Here is a 16358-nt window from a genome sequence, read left to right as displayed (position 1 = left end):
CGGGATGGACGAGACCCAGCTCTACGGCGTCGGCCTTGGGCCCGGCGCCCCGGACCTGATGACCCTGCGCGCCCGCGAGATCATCCTCTCGGCCGACCGGCTGGTGCATTTCTGCAAGCGCGGCCGGCGCGGCAATGCCCGCACGACCGCCGATGCGATCATCGCGCACGATCCGGCCCGCGAAATCGCGCTCGCCTTCCCGGTCACGACCGAGGCGAATGTCGGCGAGCCGGACTACGACGGGCCGATCGCCGCCTTCTACGAGGAAGCGGCCGAGCGCCTCGCGGCGGAGATGCGGGCCGGCCGGGTGCTCGCCGTGCTCTGCGACGGCGATCCGTTCTTCTACGGCTCCTTCATGCATCTGTGGCGGCGGCTCTCGCCGCGCTTCCCGACCGAGGTCGTGCCCGGTGTCACCGGCATGACCGGCGCCTGGGGCGAGGCGGGCGCGCCGATCACCTGGGGCGACGACGTCATGACCGTTCTCCCCGGCACGCTGCCGGAGGCGGAGCTTGCGCGCCGGCTCGCCGACACCGACGCCGCCGTGATCATGAAGCTCGGCCGCAACCTGCCGAAGGTGCGCCGCGCGCTCGTGACGGCCGGGCTCTTGGGCCGGGCGATCTATGTCGAGCGGGCGACGATGGCACGGCAGGTGGTGACGCGGCTCGCCGACAAGGCCGACGACGAGGCGCCCTATTTCGCCATGGTGCTGGTGCCCGGCGAGGGACGCCGGCTGTGACCGGCGCGCTCACCATCGTCGGCCTCGGCCCCGGCACGCCGGACTGGATCACCCCGGCCGCGCAGGCCGCGCTCGACGCCGCGACCGATCTCGTCGGCTACGGCCCCTATCTCGAACGGCTGCCCGAACGGGAGGGGCGGGTAAAGCACGCTTCCGACAACCGCGTCGAGGTCGAGCGCGCCGCCCACGCGCTGCGGCTGGCGGCGGAAGGCCGCAAGGTCGCGGTGGTCTCGGGCGGCGATCCCGGCGTCTTCGCCATGGCGGCGGCGGTGTTCGAGGCGCTGGAGGCCGGGCCGGCGGAATGGCACGCGATTCCGATTTCGGTCGAGCCCGGCATCACCGCGATGCTGGCGGCGGCGGCGCGGGCCGGCGCCCCGCTCGGCGGCGATTTCTGCGCGATCTCGCTCTCGGACAATTTGAAGCCCTGGGAGGTGGTGACGGCGCGGCTTGCAGCGGCGCTCGCCGCCGATTTCGTGATCTGCCTCTACAATCCGATCTCGAAGGCCAGGCCCTGGCAGCTCGGCGAGGCGCTGGAGCTGGCGGCGAAGCATCGCGAAGCGGATACGCCGGTTCTCTTCGCCCGCGCGATCGGGCGGCCGGACGAAAGCCTGCGCGTGCTGACGCTGGGCGAGGCGACGGCCGCCGCAGGCACGGCCGACATGGCGACGCTGGTGATGATCGGCGCTTCCTCGACGCGGCTGATCGCGCGCGAGGGTGGAGAGTCTTACGTCTACACGCCGCGCTCGGTGGCGAAGAGCCCCTGCGCCACCAGCCAGGGCAGGACCTGATCGATATGCTCGACGGTCTCGACATCGGGCTTCGGCGGGCGCTCGACCATCACCACCGGCAGGGTAAGCCGGCGCGCCGCCGTAAGCTTGCCGACCGTCGCCGGCCCGCCGGAATTCTTGCTGACCAGGATCTCGACGCCCTCGCGGCGCATCAGCTTCTCCTCCTCGTCGGCGTCGAAGGGGCCGCGCGCCAGGATGACGTCGACATGCGGCACGGGCAGCCGGTCGCCGATCGGCTCGATGGCGCGCACGAGATAGCGATGCTGCGGGGCATCCGCGAAGGCCGGCAGTTCGAGCCGGCCGACGGTGAGGAAGACGCGCCGCGGCGTCTCGCCCAGCGCCCTGACCGCCGCCTCGATGTCCGGCACCGATGTCCAGCGGTCGCCGGCGCGCGGCTTCCAGGAGGCGCGGCGGATTGCCAAGAGCGGCACGCCCTCCGCCTTGCAGGCATGCTCGGCGTTGAACGGCATCACCGCGGCGAAGGGATGGGTCGCGTCGATCACGGCGACGATGCCTTCCTCGACCAGGTAGCGCCGCAAGCCCTCGACGCCGCCGAAGCCGCCGACCCGTACCGGCAGATTCGTCGGACGGGGATCGACGGTATGCCCCGCCAGCGAGATAATGGCGCGGATATCCGGCGCCTGCTCGGCGAGGAGTTGATCGAGCGCGACCGCCTCGCTCGTTCCGCCAAGGATGAGGACCGTCATGACGACACTGTTGCGTGAATCGGATGCGCTGTCGAGCCGGCAGGATGGCCCCTGGCTCACGCTTGTCGGCCTCGGCGAGGACGGCCCCGCGGGCTTGAGCCGCGAGGCGCTCGCGGCTCTGAACGAGGCCGAGATCGTCTTCGGCGGCGAGCGCCATATCGCGCTGGTCGGGGCCGTTCCGGGCGAACTGCGCCCCTGGCCGCAGCCCTTCCGCAATGCCCTGCCGCAGATCCTGAAGGAGCGCGGCCGCAAGATCTGCGTGCTCGCGACCAGCGACCCGTTCCATTACGGCATCGGCAACAGCCTGAGCCGGGCGATTGCGGCCGACGAGATGCGGGTCATCCCGCAGATCTCCTCCTTCGCGATGGCCTGCACGCGGATGCGCTGGCCGCAGGAGGACTGCGCGCTCGTCTCGCTGCACGGGCGCACACTCTACCGGATCGTGCCGCATCTCCAGCCCGGGGCGCGCATCCTCGCTTTGTCCTGGGACGAGACCACGCCGCGCGCCGTCGCGGAATTGATGACCGCGCGCGGCCTCGGCACGAGCCGTATCACCGTGCTCGAGGCGCTGGGCGGGCCGCAGGAGCGCATCCGCGAAACGCGCGCCGACGCCTTCGCGCTCGACGACGTGGTGCCGCTCAACCTGATCGCGGTCGAGGTCGCGGCGAACCGCGATTCCCGTATCCTGCCGCTGGCGCCGGGGCTCGACGAGGAGTGGTTCGCCCATGACGGGCAGATCACCAAGTCGGAGATCCGCGCCGTCACCCTTTCGGCGCTGGCGCCGCGCGGCGGCGAAACGCTCTGGGATGTCGGCGCCGGCTCCGGTTCCGTCGCCGTCGAATGGTGCCAGCGCCATCCGCGCAACCGGGCCGTCGCCTTCGAGGCGAAGCCGGAACGCGCCGAGCGGATCGCCCGCAACAAGCTCGAGCTCGGCGGGCTTACCGTCGAGGTCGCAGGCGAAGCGCCGGCCGGCTTCGTCGGGCGCGCGGCGCCGGACGCCATCTTCATCGGCGGCGGATTGACCGGGGAAGGGCTGTTCGAGGCCGCCTGGGCGGCGCTGAAGCCGGGCGGGCGGCTCGTCGCAAACGTCGTCACCATCGAGGGCGAGGCGAAGCTCGCCGCGCTCCATGCCGCGCATGGCGGCTCGCTGCGGCGGATTGCGATCGACCGCCTCGCCCCCGTCGGCGGCAAGCATGGCTGGCGCCCGGCGATGCCGGTGACGCAATGGCGGGTCGAGAAGCCTTGAGCGCCGGCCGCCTCGTCGCCGGCATCGGCATCAGGCCCGGCACCGGCGCCGCCGACATCCTCGCCTGCCTCGACGCGGCGCTGGCAGGCGCCGGGATCGCCGGCGAGGCGACGCCGCTTTTCGCGACGCTGGCGAGCCGCGCCGGCGAGGCCGGCATCGTCGCGGCGGCGGCCGCACGCGCGGCCGGGATCGTCGCCGTCCCCGACGAGGCGCTGAAGGGCTTCGAGGCTGCCTGCGCCACCCGCTCGACCCGGATCGCCGCGCTCTACGGCGTCGGCTCGGTGGCGGAAGCCGCCGCACTCGCCGCCGCCGGGCCGGGCGGCAGGCTGCTGCAGCCGCGCATCGCGAGCGGGCGCGTAACCTGCGCGCTGGCGCGGAGCGTCGCATGACCGTCCATTTCATCGGCGCCGGCCCCGGCGCGCCCGATCTCATCACGCTGCGCGGTCGCGATCTCATCGCCGCCTGCCCGGTCTGCCTCTATGCCGGGTCGCTGATTCCCGGCGCCATGCTCGGCTGGTGCCCGCCGGGCGCGCGCATCGTCGACACCGCCCCGCTCGATCTCGACGCGATCGTCGCCGAGATGGAAACGGCGCATCGCGCCGGGCAGGAGGTGGCGCGGCTGCATTCCGGCGACCTCTCGATCTGGAGCGCCTGCGGAGAGCAGATGCGCCGGCTCGACCGGCTCGCCATTCCCTACACGGTGACGCCGGGCGTGCCGGCCTTCGCCGCCGCCGCCGCCGCGCTGAAGCGCGAGCTCACCTTGCCGGGCGTGGCGCAATCGCTGGTGCTGACGCGCACCTCCGGCCGCGCCTCGGCCATGCCGGAGAAGGAGAGGCTCGCGACCTTCGCGGCGTCGGGCGCGACGCTCGCCATCCACCTTTCGATCCATGTCGTCGAGCAGGTCGTGGCGGAGCTGACGCCGTTCTACGGCGTGGATTGCCCGGTCGCGGTGGTGTTCCGCGCGACATGGCCGGACGAGACCATCCTGCAAGGCACGCTCGCGACGATCGCCGCGCAGGTGCGGGAAAGCGCGCTGGAGCGGACGGCGCTGATCCTGGTCGGGCCGGCGCTGGCGGCCACGGATTTCGGCGAGAGCGCGCTCTATGCCATCGACTACGACCGCCGCTTCCGGCCGCGCGGTGGCCGATGAGCGCGCGCGGGCTTCTCGTCGCCGCGCCGCGCTCGGGCTCCGGCAAGACCACGGTCACGCTCGGGCTGCAACGGGCGCTCACCCGGCGCGGGCTCACCGTGCGCGGGCTGAAATGCGGGCCGGACTATATCGACCCGGCCTTCCACGCCGCCGCGACGGGAGCGCCGAGCGCCAATCTCGACAGCTATGCGATGTCGGACGGGCTCATCGCGCGGATCGCCGGCGAGGCGGCCCGTGCCGCCGACATCGTCGTCGCGGAAGGCTCGATGGGGCTGTTCGACGCCGTGCCGGGCGAAATCGGCCATACCGGCGCCAGCGCCGACATCGCCGCGGCGACGGGCTGGCCGGCCCTCCTCGTCATCGATGTCTCCGGGCAGGCGCAATCGGCGGCGGCGGTCGCGCTCGGCTGCAGGGCCTACGATCCGCGCATCCGCATCGCCGGCGTGATCCTCAACAAGGTCGCCAGCGCCCGCCACGAGCGGCTGGTGCGGCAGGGCATGGAGCGGATCGCCCTGCCCGTCCTCGGCGCGCTGCCGCGCGAGGCGAGCCTGATCCTGCCCGAGCGCCATCTCGGGCTGGTCCAGGCGGGTGAGACCGCCGATCTCCACGCGCGGCTCGATGCCCTGGCCGAGGCCGTCGCCGCCGCCGTCGATCTCGACGCGGTCATCGCTGCGGCTGGCGAGACGCAGCTTCCGGCCGCTGCCGGCGGCGATGCCCCGCCCCTGCCGCCTCCCGCACGGCGGATCGCCATCGCCCGCGACGCGGCCTTCTCCTTCGTCTACCCGCATGTCGAGGCGGGATGGCGCGCCGCCGGCGCCACCCTGGTGCCGTTCTCGCCGCTGAAGGACGAGCCCCCGCCCGAGGATTGCGACGCCTGCTGGCTGCCGGGCGGCTATCCCGAGCTGCATGCGGGCACGATCGCGGCGGCCGGGCGCTTCCTGACGGGCCTGCGCGCCTTCGCGCAGTCCCGGCCGGTGCATGGCGAATGCGGCGGCTACATGGTTCTCGGGCAGCGCCTGACCGACGCCGATGGCGTCGCCCACGCCATGGCGGGGCTGCTCTCGGTCGAGACCTCCTTCGCCAAACGCAAGATGAATCTCGGCTATCGCCGCGCCGTGCTGGAGGCCGACGGGCCGCTCGGCCCGGCCGGCACGGTGCTGACCGGGCACGAGTTCCACTATGCCAGCATCGCCGCGCAAGGGGCGGACCCGCCCTTCGCGGTGGTGACCGATGCGCATGGCGCGGCACCAGCCCCGGCCGGCAGCCGGCGCGGGCGGGTGACGGGCTCGTTCTTCCACGCCATCGCGGTCGCGAGCGCCTGAATCGTGCCAAAAAGCCCGGTGCATGTCATAAGCAGGCTGACGGCTCAGGAGCGTGAAGACAGATGACGTCCCATTCGGTCGAAGGTCCCGAACCCCGGTTGACCTCGCTCTCCCATGGCGGCGGCTGCGGCTGCAAGATCGCGCCCGGCGTCCTGGAAGCCATCCTGCGCAATGCGACGGCGCTGCCGGTGCCGCCGGAGCTCCTGGTCGGGACGGAGACGGCGGACGATGCCGCGGTCTACCGGCTGAACGACCGGCAGGCGGTCGTCGCGACCACCGATTTCTTCATGCCGATCGTCGACGACCCCCGCGATTTCGGCCGCATCGCCGCGACCAACGCCATCAGCGACGTCTATGCCATGGGCGGCACGCCGCTTTTCGCGCTGGCGATCGTCGGCATGCCGATCAACCGGATCTCGACGACGACGATCGGACGGATCCTCGACGGCGGCATCGAGGCCTGCAAGGCGGCCGGCATTCCGGTCGCCGGCGGCCACACGATCGATTCCGTCGAGGCGATCTACGGGCTCGTCGCCATCGGGCTGGTGAATCCGGCCGCGCTGAAGCGCAATTCCGGCGCTGAGGTCGGCGACAGGCTGATCCTCGGCAAGCCGCTCGGCGTCGGCGTCTATTCGGCCGCGCTGAAGAAGGGCGCGCTGTCGCCGGAGGCCTACGCCGCGATGATCGCCACCACGACGCGCCTCAACACGCCGGGGCCGGAGCTCGCCCGCCTTCCCGGCGTCCATGCCATGACCGACGTGACCGGCTTCGGCCTCGCCGGCCATGCGCTGGAGATGGCGCGCGGCTCGGGCTGCGCGATCCGTATCGCGCTTGCGTCTCTGCCGGCGCTCGCGGAGGCAAGGCAGCTGATCGGCGAGGGCCATGTCACCGGCGCTTCTGCGCGGAACTGGGCGAGCTATGGCGAACGCGTTGCGCTCGGACGCGCCGGAGCGGACGAGCAGGCGCTGCTGACCGACCCCCAGACCAGCGGCGGCCTCCTGGTCGCCTGCGCGCCGGACAGCACCGAGGCCGTGCTCGCCTGCTTCCGCCGCCACGGCTTCGCGGACGCCGCCATCGTCGGATCGGCGGTCGAGGGCGATGGAACGCTGGAGATCATGTAGCTGGATGGCGGAAGGGAATGGGAGTCGAACCCACCCGGGACAGGCTCGCTGCCCCAACCGGATTTGAAGTCCGGCCGCCCCACCGGGGACGATTCCCTTCCGCGTTCAGCCGGCGCCCGGATCGACGAACAGGTCGATGCGATGCGGGTTTATGCGGCGCAGGTCGCCGCGGCGCAAGGTCACGCCGAGGCGGTCGAAGAAATCGAGGATCTCGATCGCGACCTTGCGGCCGTTCTCGACGCGGTCGCGGAAGGCGGGCGCGGTGAACCAGCCATCCTCGGCCTGCGCCGCGATGGCGAGGATGATGCCCGCCATCTCGCGCGTCACCTCGCGCGCGAAGAAATGATCATGCGCGATCTGGTCGGTCAGCCCGAGCTTTTGCGCGAGCTTCAACACCCGCCGCACGATCTTCTCGTCGACGCCGAGCGCCGTGGCGAAATCGCGCACGCGCGGCGGCCGGAAGCGCGTTTCCCCCAACAGGCGGGGATGGATGCGATCGAACAGCGCCTGGTCCTGCGGCGTCAGCTGAACCGCATGGCCGGGCAGGCGCAGGAAGGCGCCGTCGAGCGCGATGCGCCCGGCCTCCGCCTCCTGCCGCAGCAGCGCGAGGAAGGCGGCGCCCGGCAGGCGTGGCGTCAGCCCGAGCCTGAGCTTCTCGCGCCCGAGCCCGGCGAGGTCGGGATTATCGGCGTGGAACTCCCCGAGCCTGGTGAGAAGCGCCTGCCGCAGGCCCCGCATCTGCCCGACGCCGACCGCCCAGCCGGCGAGCCGCTCGGCCCCGGCCTCGCGGCAAAGCGCGGCCTCCCCCGCCGCCGGCAGGCAGCGGTCGCGCAGGAAGGCCGCAAGCTCCACCGGCCCGACCGCGAGCTGGCCCCGCAACGCCGCGACCGGATCGGGGCTGCCGGCGGCCTTAAGCAGCGCGAGCCGCTCCGGCGTGCCGCGCCGGCGCGCCGGCGCGCGCAGATCGAGGAAGCGGCCGCCGCCGATGGTGCGCGAGGCCGATACGTCGCGCAGGATGAAGCGGTCGCCGACGGCAGCCGCGATCGGCCGGTCGAGCACGAGCTGGACCAGCCCGGTCTCACCGGGCCCGATCGCCGGCCCGAGCGGCACGATGCGGGCCCCGGCCTCGACGGCATGGGCATGCAGCCGCGCCGGGAACCATGTGCCGATCGGCTTCGGCTCGCCGGCCAGCACATCAAGCCTTGCATCGATGCGCACGGTCGGCGCGTGCAGGGCAGGGTCGAGGACCACGTCGCCGCGCGCGATCGCCTCCTTGGTCACGCCCTCGCCGGCGAGGTTGAGGGCGCAGCGCTGGCCGGCATGGCCGCTCTCCGACGCCTTGTTCTGCGCGTGGATGGCACGCAGCCGGGCCGTGAGGCCGGACGGGCTGACGACGACATGGTCGCCGACGCGCGCCGCGCCGCCGAGCACCGTCCCCGTCACCACCGTCCCGACCCCGCCGAGCGTGAAGCTGCGGTCGACGGCGAGCCGGAACAGCCGCTCGCGCTCCGGCCGCGCGACGCCTGCGGCCTCGGCGCGCAGCAGGGCGGAAAGTTCGGCGATACCCTCGCCGGTCAGGGCCGAAACCGGGACGATCCGCACAGCAGCGAGGCCGGAGCCGGCGAGCAGGGCGCGGATCTCGGCCTCTACCGCGAGGCGGCGATCGGCATCGGCCAGGTCGACCTTGGTCATCGCCACGACGCCGCGCTTCAGGCCCAGCAGGTCGAGGATCGCCAGATGCTCGCGCGTCTGCGGCATCACCCCGTCATCGGCCGCGACGACGAGAAGCGCGAGGTCGATGCCGGCCGCGCCCGCCAGCATGGTGTGGACCAGCCGCTCATGGCCCGGCACGTCGACGAACCCGATGCTCTCGCCGCCGAGATCGGCATAGGCGAAGCCGAGATCGATGGTGATGCCGCGCGCCTTCTCCTCGGCCAGCCGGTCGGCATCGACACCGGTCAGCGCCTTCACCAGCGCCGTCTTGCCATGGTCGATATGGCCGGCGGTCCCGACGATCATAGGCCGGCCAGCGCGTCGGTGAGATCGCCGTCGCGCTCCAGGCAGCGCAGGTCGAGGATCAGCGCGCCGGCATGGATGCGCCCGACGACGGGCCTGTCCAGGCGCCTGAGCCGCGCCGACAGCCGCTCGGGCGCATCGCCGCCGGCGCCGGACAGGCTGAGGCCGGCCGAGGGGATCGTGTCGGTCGGCAGCGCGCCGGAACCGACCTGGCTCGCGCAATCGCAGGCTTCGGCCGCAAAGCCATGCGGCCGCAGCAGGGCGTCGACCGGCGCGGCGAGCCGCTCGGCCTGGGCCCGGATCTCGGCCTGCGGGCGCGCCAGCAGGCGCAGCGTCGGCAGGCGCTCGGGCAGGCGCTGCGGGTCCCGATAGAGCCGCAAGGTCGCTTCCAGCGCGGCGATGCGGATCTTGTCGAGCCGCAAGGCGCGCTTCATCGGGTTGCGGTCGATCGCGGCGATCAGATCGCGCCGCCCGACGATGAAGCCGGCCTGCGGCCCGCCCAGGAGCTTGTCGCCGGAGAAGGTCACGAGGTCGGCGCCCTCGGTCACCGCCTCGGCGACGGTCGGCTCGCGGCGCAGGCCGTGGTCCGACAGGTCGGCGAGCGAGCCGGAGCCGAGATCGTTGAGCAGCGGCAGGCCGGCCTTGCGGGCGATGGCCGCAAGCTCCGGCGCGCGCACCTCCGCGGTGAAGCCCTCGATGCGGTAGTTGGAGGTATGGACCTTGAGGATCACCCCGGTCTCGGGCGTGATCGCATCGGCATAGTCGCGCGGATGGGTGCGGTTGGTCGTGCCGACCTCGACGAGCCGCGCGCCTGCCCGCGCCATGATGTCGGGCATGCGGAAGGCGCCGCCGATCTCGATCAGCTCGCCGCGCGAGACAATGGCCTCGCGCCCCGCCGCCAGCGTGTTCAGCGCGATCAGCACGGCGGCGGCGTTGTTGTTGACGACGGTGGCGTCCTCGGCACCGGTGAGCTCGCACAGAAGCCCGCGCAGATGGTCGTCGCGCTGGCCGCGCCCGCCGCCGTCGAGGTCGAACTCCAGCGCCAGCGGGTTCGCCATGGCGATCGCGGCGGCGCGGATCGCCTCCTCGGCCAGGACGGCGCGGCCGAGATTGGTGTGCAGCACGGTGCCGGTCAGGTTCAGCACCGGGCGCAAGCTGCTCTGCCTTCCCGCCGCGAGATCGGCGGCGAGCTGCCCGGCCAGACCGGCGGCGAGGGCTGCCCCGTCCTCCCCGGCGCGGATCGCGGCGCGGGCGTCGTCGAGGCGCGCCCGGAGCGCGGCAAGCGTCGGGCCGCGGCCGTAGATGGCGGCGAGCCCCCTGCCGGCTTCGGAGAGCAGGAACTGGTCGGCGGAGGGCAGCGCGCGGAAGCCTGGAACCGGGCGGGTCATCAATAGCCCGCGAGATAGAGGTTGACGCCGCCGCGCACCACCCCGGTTTCCTTCATCAGAGCGTCGAGCCCGAGGCTGCCGACATCGTCGGCGACCGGGTCGAGCGTCGGGTTCTTCTCCTCGCGCAGGATCTTCACCCAGTGATTGCAGTCGGAGCAGACCTCGGCCTTGACGGTGGCGTCGACCGTCTCGACCGAGCGGTAGCTGATCGCCTTGGTCGAGCCGCAGCACAGGCATTTGATGCGGACCTCGTTCCAGCGCGTGGCGCAGCAGGAGCAGGTGGCATAGCGCAGGTTCTCGATGCCCATCGTGCCGGTGACCGATGAGGTGACGGGGCGCCCGCCGCAAGCCGGGCAGACACCGGTCCGGACCGGAACGAGCGCGTCGGGATCGAGCGTCGCGGCGAGCCTGGCGAGATGGACCTGAACGGCCGCACCGGCGAAGAGATGCACGGCGGCGCTGTCCTCAGGGATCACGTCGGCCAGCAGGTTGTCGAAAAGCCAGAGACGGTCGTCCTCGCCGGCCGCGCCGAGCGCCTCCAGCGCCAGCCGCGCCGGCTCCGGCATGTCGATCTCGCCGGCGCCGTCGCAGAGCGCGGTCAGCGTGGCCGCAAGCAGCGGATCGGCCGCCAGCGGCGCGCGGTCGATCGGCGGCATGCCGCCGGCCGCGGCGAGCCGGAGCGTATCGGCTGCGACCGGCTCGACGGGCGGCAGGGTCGCGCAAAGCCTGGCCTGCAGCATCGACAGCCTGCCGAGAAAGGCGAGATAGGGCGCAAGCCGGCTGGTCTCGGCGAGGAAGGCGAAGCGGCGCGCCCGCGTCTGGAACAGCTTGACCGGCTCGGGCGGGAAGGCGAATCGCGCCCTGGGCACGCCGCCAATCAGCGAGGGATCGGGTTGCAGGGTCGCAGACATGGCTTCTCCGGGCCGACCGGCCACTTCGCGCCCTGTTGAAAGGCGGCAGGCTTATTTTGGTTGGCTCGGGCTCGCGCGTCCAGCCAGTTCCCTGAGCCATTTGCGATGATGCTTCCAGGCCCAGCCGCCGGTGACGGTGCCGCGCGTCATCGCGCTGATCGTGCCGCGCGTCCAGAAGACGGCGTAGACATGGGCGATGAAGATCAGGCAGACGCCGACGGCCGCCGTCGCATGCACCGCCACGGCGATGCGCCGCGTCGGGATCGAGACGATATCCGGGAAATATTCCTGCCAGATCATGATTCCCGTGGCGATCAGCACGACGATCAGCACGGACATGCCCCAGAACACGACCTTCTGGCCGGCATTGTATTTGCCGAGCTCCGGCAGCTTCTCCTCGTCGCCCCTGAGCAGGTCGCCGATATGGCGGCTCCAGGTCACGTCCTCGGGGCGCGGCAGGTTGAGCCGCCACATCTGCAGGAACAGCAGGAAGAAGCTCAAGAACATCGCCACGCCGACGATCGGATGCAGCCAGCGCGTCGCCTGCCCCCCGCCGAACAGCCCGGTCAGGAAGAACAGCCAGGGATGGAACAGCGAGAAGCCCGAGACCAGCAGCACGATCATGCAGATCGCCGTCACCCAGTGGTTGGCCCGGGTGAAGCCGCGATAACGGCTCACCACCACCGGCTCCCTGGAGACGATCCTGTCGCCGGGCGCTGCGTATCGCTCAGGCATCGGGCTGCTCCCGGCCAGCGGCGGGCCGGTCCTCCGCACGCTCGACCAGCTCCTCGGCCTCCTGCTCGTCATGCTCCGACACGGTATTGGCCTTGCCGAACAGGCCGTTGAGCACCGCGCCCGCGGCCGCCAGGCCGACGGCCGCCAGACCCACCGCCTTGGCCGGGCCCTTCCAGCCCTGGACCACCGGCGAGATCCGCGGATCGTCCGGCAGGCCGGAATAGAGCGACGGCCTGTCGGCGTGATGCAGCACATACATCACATGCGTCCCGCCGACCCCTTGCGGGTCGTAGAGACCGGCCTTGTCGTAACCGCGCGACTTCAGATCCTCGATGCGCTCGGCGGCGTGGGCCTTCATGTCCTCCTTCGTGCCGAAGACGATCGCCTGCGTCGGGCAGGCCTTGGCGCAGGCCGGCCCCTGGCCGACGGCGACGCGGTCCGAGCAGAGCGTGCATTTCTTCGCGACATGCGCGGTTTTCGAGATGCGCGGGATGTCGAACGGGCAGCCGGCGACGCAATAGCCGCAGCCGATGCAGTTCTCCGAGATGAAATCGACGATGCCGTTGGAATACTGCACGATCGCGCCGGGCGACGGGCAGGCCTCGAGGCAGCCGGGATCGGCGCAATGCATGCAGCCGTCCTTGCGGATCAGCCATTCCAGATCGTTGGTCGCGGGGTTCTCGAATTCCGAAAACCGCATCAGCGTGAACATGTCCGGCGTCAGGTCGTGCGGGTTCTCGTAGACCCCGACGTTCCATTCGATCTCCGGATGCGTGTCGTTCCATTCGATGCAGGCGCTCTGGCAGGCCTTGCAGCCGATGCATTTGGAGACGTCGATCAGCTTGGCGACCTCGGCCAGCGCGCGCTCGGGCGCCGGCACGGCTGCCGTCGCCGAGACCCGCACGACGTCGCCGGGCAGGAGGTTGGAGGCAAGCGGCTGGACCGGAGGGTTCGCCGCCGCCGTCACGGGCTCCGGCGCTCGTTGCGTCATGACACCGCCTCCCCGGCCGCTTCGATGTTCACGAGATAGGCCTTGAACTCCGGCGTGTTGATATTGGCGTCGCCGACGAATGGCCCCAGCGTGTTCGAGCCGAAGCCCTTGCGCGCCGCGCCCTTGAAGCCCCAGTGGATCGGGATGCCGACGACATGGACCGGCTTGCCGTTGCAGATCAGCGGCCTGATCCGCTTTGTGACCACGGCCTTGGCCCAGACCTGGCCGCGGCTCGACCACACCCGCACCCGGCCGCCCTTGACGATGCCCTTCTCCGCCGCCAGCTGCTCGCTGATCTCGACGAAGAACTCGGGCTGGTTCACGGCATTCACCCGGTTGTGCTTGGTCCAGTAGTGGAAGTGCTCGGTCAGCCGGTACGAGGTCGCGACATAGGGGTAGTCGGCGCTGGAGCCGAGGCCCGCCAGATCGTCCGGGAATATCCGCGCCACCGGATTGCCCTTCATCTTCGGGTTGAACGGATTGGCGACCGGGCTTTCGAACGGCTCCATATGGGTCGGGAACGGCCCGTCCCGCATCAGCCGCCGCGAGAACAGCCGGCTCGTGCCTTCGGGATTCATGATGAACGGCCCGACCTCGCGCGGCTTGGCGTTCGGCGCGATGTCCGGCACGTCGACGCCGGCCCATTTCGCGCCGTCCCAGGCGATCAGCTTGCGGCTGGGGTCCCAGGGGTTGCCGTCGAGGTCGCAGGAGGCGCGGTTGTAGAGCACCCGCCGATTGGCCGGCCAGGCGAACGACCAGTTCTGGAACGTGCCCATGCCGCCCGGATCGCTGTTGTCGCGCCGCGCCATCATGTTGCCGGCCTGCGTCCACGAGCCGGTGTAGATCCAGCAGCTTCCGTTGGTCGAGCCGTCGTCGCGCATCAGGCCGAAAGTCGGCAATTGCTGCCCGGCCTCGAGCAGGACCTTGGTCGGATCGGCCGGGTCGTAGAGCGTCTGCAGCGCCCGCCCGTTCATCTCCTTGGCCAGCTCCGCCGCCGTCGGTTCCGAGGGATGCGCATAATCCCAGGTCAGGTTGAGGATCGGTTCCGGCGCGCGCCCGCCCTCGCGGCGGTAGAGCTCCCGCACGCGCAGGAAGATGTTGGCCATGATCCAGACATCGGTCCTGGCCTCGCCCGGCGGGGTCGCCCCCGCCCAGTGCCATTGCAGCCAGCGCCCCGAGTTCACCGTGGCGCCTTCGTCCTCGGCGAAGCAGGTGGACGGCAGCTCCAGCACCTCGGTCTGGATCTTCGCCGGGTCGACGTCGTTGTAGATGCCGTGGTTCTCCCAGAAGGAAGCGGTCTCCGTTTCCAGCGGGTCCATGACCACGATGAGCTTCACCTTCGAGAAGGCTTCCGTCAGCTTGGCGCGGTTGGGGAACGCCATCAGCGGGTTGAAGCCCTGGAAGAAGTAGATGTTGACCTTGCCCTGGTTCGCCATCTCGAACATGCGCATCGCGTCATATTCGGGCACGTCGAGCTTGGGCAGCCAGTCATAGCCCCAGCCGTTCTCCGCCGTGGCCTTGTCGCCCCACATCGACTTCATGAAGCTGACCATGAACTTGCGGTAGTTCTGCCAGTAGCTCATCTGGTTGGGGCGCAGCGGCTTGTTGCCCCTGGTCGACATATAGGTCTCGAAGTCGGGCTCGCTCTCCTTGGGGATCGCCAGATAGCCGGGGATCAGGTTCGACATCAGGCCGATATCGGTCAGGCCCTGGATGTTGGAGTGGCCGCGCAGCGCGTTCATGCCGCCGCCGGCGATGCCGATATTGCCGAGCAGGAGCTGGAGCATCGCCATGCCGCGGATGTTCTGCGCGCCCTTGGAATGCTGGGTCCAGCCGAGCGCGTACATCGAGGTCATCGCCTTGTCGCGGGCCGATGTCGCGCCGATCATCTCGCAGATCTTGAGATAGCGCTCCTTCGGCGTGCCGCAGACGTTCTCGACGAACTCCGGCGTATAGGGCTCGACATGCTGCTTGAGCAGGTTCCAGACGCAGCGCGGATGCGTCAGCGTCTCGTCGGTCAGGACGAAGCCGTCCTCGCCGATCTGGTATTCCCAGCTCGACTGGTCGTAGTTGCGCGTCTTCTCGTCGTAGCCGGTGAACATGCCGTCCTGCCAGCCGAAGTCGTCACGCACCAGATAGGACACATTGGTGTAGTTGCGGACATAGTCCCACTGGATCTTGTCGTTGGCGATGCACCAGCGGATCACCCCCATCAGGAAGGCGATGTCGGAGCCCGGGCGGATCGGCGCGTAATAGTCCGACACCGAGGCGGAGCGGTTGAAGCGCGGATCGACGACGATCAGCTTCGCGCCGCGATGCGCCTTGGCTTCCGTCACCCATTTGAAGCCGCAAGGATGGGCTTCGGCGGCGTTGCCGCCCATGATCACGACGAGATCGGTATTCCGGATGTCGGTCCAGGAATTCGTCATCGCGCCACGGCCGAAACTCGGGCCCAAACTGGACACCGTGGGGCCGTGTCAGACTCGCGCCTGGTTGTCGAAGCCGACGATTCCCATGGATCTGACCGCCTTGTAGGTCAGCCATGCCGTTTCGTTCGTGGTGGCGGACGCCGCGAGGAAGCCGGTGCTCGTCCAGCGGTTGACCGTCACCCCCTTCTCGTTCTTCTCGATCAGGTTGGCGTCGCGGTCGTCCTTGAGGGCGCGGGCGATCTTGTCGAAGGCCTCGTCCCAGGAGATGTCCTGCCAGCGGTCCGAGCCCGGCGCGCGGCGGCGCGGGCGGGTCAGGCGCGTCTCGGCCTTGACGTAGTCCTTCAGCGCCGCGCCCTTGGGGCAGAGCGTGCCGCGATTGGTCGGATGGTCGGCGTCGCCTTCGACATGGATCAGGTCGGCCTTCTCGCCCGCCTTGTAGTCGCCCTTGGAATACATGATGATTCCGCAGGCGACCGAGCAATAGGTGCAGATGTTGCGGGTCTCGGTCATCGTGGCGAGCTTGAAGGGCCGCACATGGGCCGCGACCGCCGCCTCGGCCTCGCCGAAGCCCATGGCCCCGACCACCGTGGCGGCACCGCCGGCTCCCGCCAGTTTAAGAAAGCCTCGTCGTGAAAGGTTTATGTTCATCAGACCGTCCTTTGCCTGACTCAACGAGTTCGCTTCGGAAGATTGTTATTCATCTAAACTGGAAGTCAAGTTTTTCGCATCCGCCCGAAAAAGGGCTTCCGGAGGCTACGACTTTCGTCGATGCCGACCGCTCATGCGTGCGCAAACATTCAAAGGACGAAACCTTCGGC

General features: G+C 70.5%; 14 protein-coding genes and 1 tRNA gene. 7 read left to right on the top strand and 8 right to left on the bottom strand.

Features of this window, described 5'->3' with window-relative positions:
* Positions 1 to 4 precede the first annotated feature (4 nt).
* Complete coding sequence (locus M9917_RS06445) at positions 5 to 736, top strand: precorrin-2 C(20)-methyltransferase (RefSeq protein WP_297254749.1); 732 nt, start codon at positions 5 to 7, stop codon at positions 734 to 736.
* A complete protein-coding gene (gene cobJ / locus M9917_RS06440; protein ID WP_297251952.1) occupies positions 733 to 1524 on the top strand; it encodes a precorrin-3B C(17)-methyltransferase in 792 nt (263 codons plus the stop codon). Before M9917_RS06445 ends, cobJ begins: the two co-directional genes overlap by 4 nt.
* Here cobJ and M9917_RS06435 read toward each other — a convergent pair.
* Complete coding sequence (locus M9917_RS06435; protein ID WP_297251950.1) at positions 1467 to 2231, bottom strand: cobalt-precorrin-6A reductase; 765 nt, start codon at positions 2229 to 2231, stop codon at positions 1467 to 1469. The genes cobJ and M9917_RS06435 overlap by 58 nt on opposite strands.
* On the opposite strand from M9917_RS06435, the gene cbiE reads away from it, so the two are divergent.
* The 5 genes from cbiE (at position 2230) to selD (ending at position 7070) form a co-directional block, all read left to right on the top strand.
* Positions 2230 to 3477: a precorrin-6y C5,15-methyltransferase (decarboxylating) subunit CbiE gene (gene cbiE / locus M9917_RS06430; RefSeq protein ID WP_297251948.1), complete on the top strand. Its 1248-nt coding sequence runs from the start codon at positions 2230 to 2232 to the stop codon at positions 3475 to 3477. The genes M9917_RS06435 and cbiE overlap by 2 nt on opposite strands.
* A complete protein-coding gene (locus M9917_RS06425) occupies positions 3474 to 3866 on the top strand; it encodes a cobalamin biosynthesis protein (RefSeq protein ID WP_297251946.1) in 393 nt (130 codons plus the stop codon). Before cbiE ends, M9917_RS06425 begins: the two co-directional genes overlap by 4 nt.
* Complete coding sequence (gene cobM, locus M9917_RS06420; RefSeq protein ID WP_297251944.1) at positions 3863 to 4627, top strand: precorrin-4 C(11)-methyltransferase; 765 nt, start codon at positions 3863 to 3865, stop codon at positions 4625 to 4627. Before M9917_RS06425 ends, cobM begins: the two co-directional genes overlap by 4 nt.
* Positions 4624 to 5949, top strand: a complete 1326-nt coding sequence (locus M9917_RS06415; protein WP_297251942.1) for a cobyrinate a,c-diamide synthase — start codon at positions 4624 to 4626, stop codon at positions 5947 to 5949. The genes cobM and M9917_RS06415 overlap by 4 nt, the downstream gene beginning before the upstream one ends.
* 62 nt (positions 5950 to 6011) lie before the next feature.
* The gene (gene selD, locus M9917_RS06410) at positions 6012 to 7070 is read left to right on the top strand and encodes a selenide, water dikinase SelD (RefSeq protein WP_297251940.1); all 1059 of its coding nucleotides are present in this window, start codon (positions 6012 to 6014) and stop codon (positions 7068 to 7070) included.
* Positions 7071 to 7075: 5 nt separating this feature from the next.
* On the opposite strand, the gene M9917_RS06405 is transcribed toward selD, so the two are convergent.
* The 7 genes from M9917_RS06405 to fdnG form a co-directional block, all read right to left on the bottom strand.
* Positions 7076 to 7171, bottom strand: a tRNA-Sec gene (locus M9917_RS06405).
* 4 nt (positions 7172 to 7175) lie between these two features.
* Positions 7176 to 9089, bottom strand: a complete 1914-nt coding sequence (gene selB, locus M9917_RS06400) for a selenocysteine-specific translation elongation factor (protein ID WP_297251938.1) — start codon at positions 9087 to 9089, stop codon at positions 7176 to 7178.
* Entirely contained in the window at positions 9086 to 10474 is a 1389-nt protein-coding gene (selA, locus tag M9917_RS06395) for an L-seryl-tRNA(Sec) selenium transferase (protein WP_297251936.1), read from the bottom strand. The genes selB and selA overlap by 4 nt, the downstream gene beginning before the upstream one ends.
* Positions 10474 to 11385: a formate dehydrogenase accessory protein FdhE gene (fdhE, locus tag M9917_RS06390; protein ID WP_297251919.1), complete on the bottom strand. Its 912-nt coding sequence runs from the start codon at positions 11383 to 11385 to the stop codon at positions 10474 to 10476. The genes selA and fdhE overlap by 1 nt, the downstream gene beginning before the upstream one ends.
* Positions 11386 to 11436: 51 nt before the next feature.
* Positions 11437 to 12120 (bottom strand): formate dehydrogenase subunit gamma, encoded by a 684-nt coding sequence (locus M9917_RS06385; RefSeq protein WP_297251918.1) that lies wholly within the window; start codon positions 12118 to 12120, stop codon positions 11437 to 11439.
* Positions 12113 to 13111, bottom strand: a complete 999-nt coding sequence (fdxH, locus tag M9917_RS06380) for a formate dehydrogenase subunit beta (protein WP_297251916.1) — start codon at positions 13109 to 13111, stop codon at positions 12113 to 12115. The genes M9917_RS06385 and fdxH overlap by 8 nt, the downstream gene beginning before the upstream one ends.
* Positions 13108 to 16188, bottom strand: a complete 3081-nt coding sequence (gene fdnG / locus M9917_RS06375; RefSeq protein WP_297251914.1) for a formate dehydrogenase-N subunit alpha — start codon at positions 16186 to 16188, stop codon at positions 13108 to 13110. The genes fdxH and fdnG overlap by 4 nt, the downstream gene beginning before the upstream one ends.
* Positions 16189 to 16358: the final 170 nt, after the last annotated feature.

It is taken from the genome of Bosea sp. (in: a-proteobacteria) (assembly GCF_023953965.1).
Classification (GTDB): Bacteria; Pseudomonadota; Alphaproteobacteria; order Rhizobiales; family Beijerinckiaceae; genus Allobosea.
This window is presented reverse-complemented; position numbering and strand designations above follow the sequence as displayed.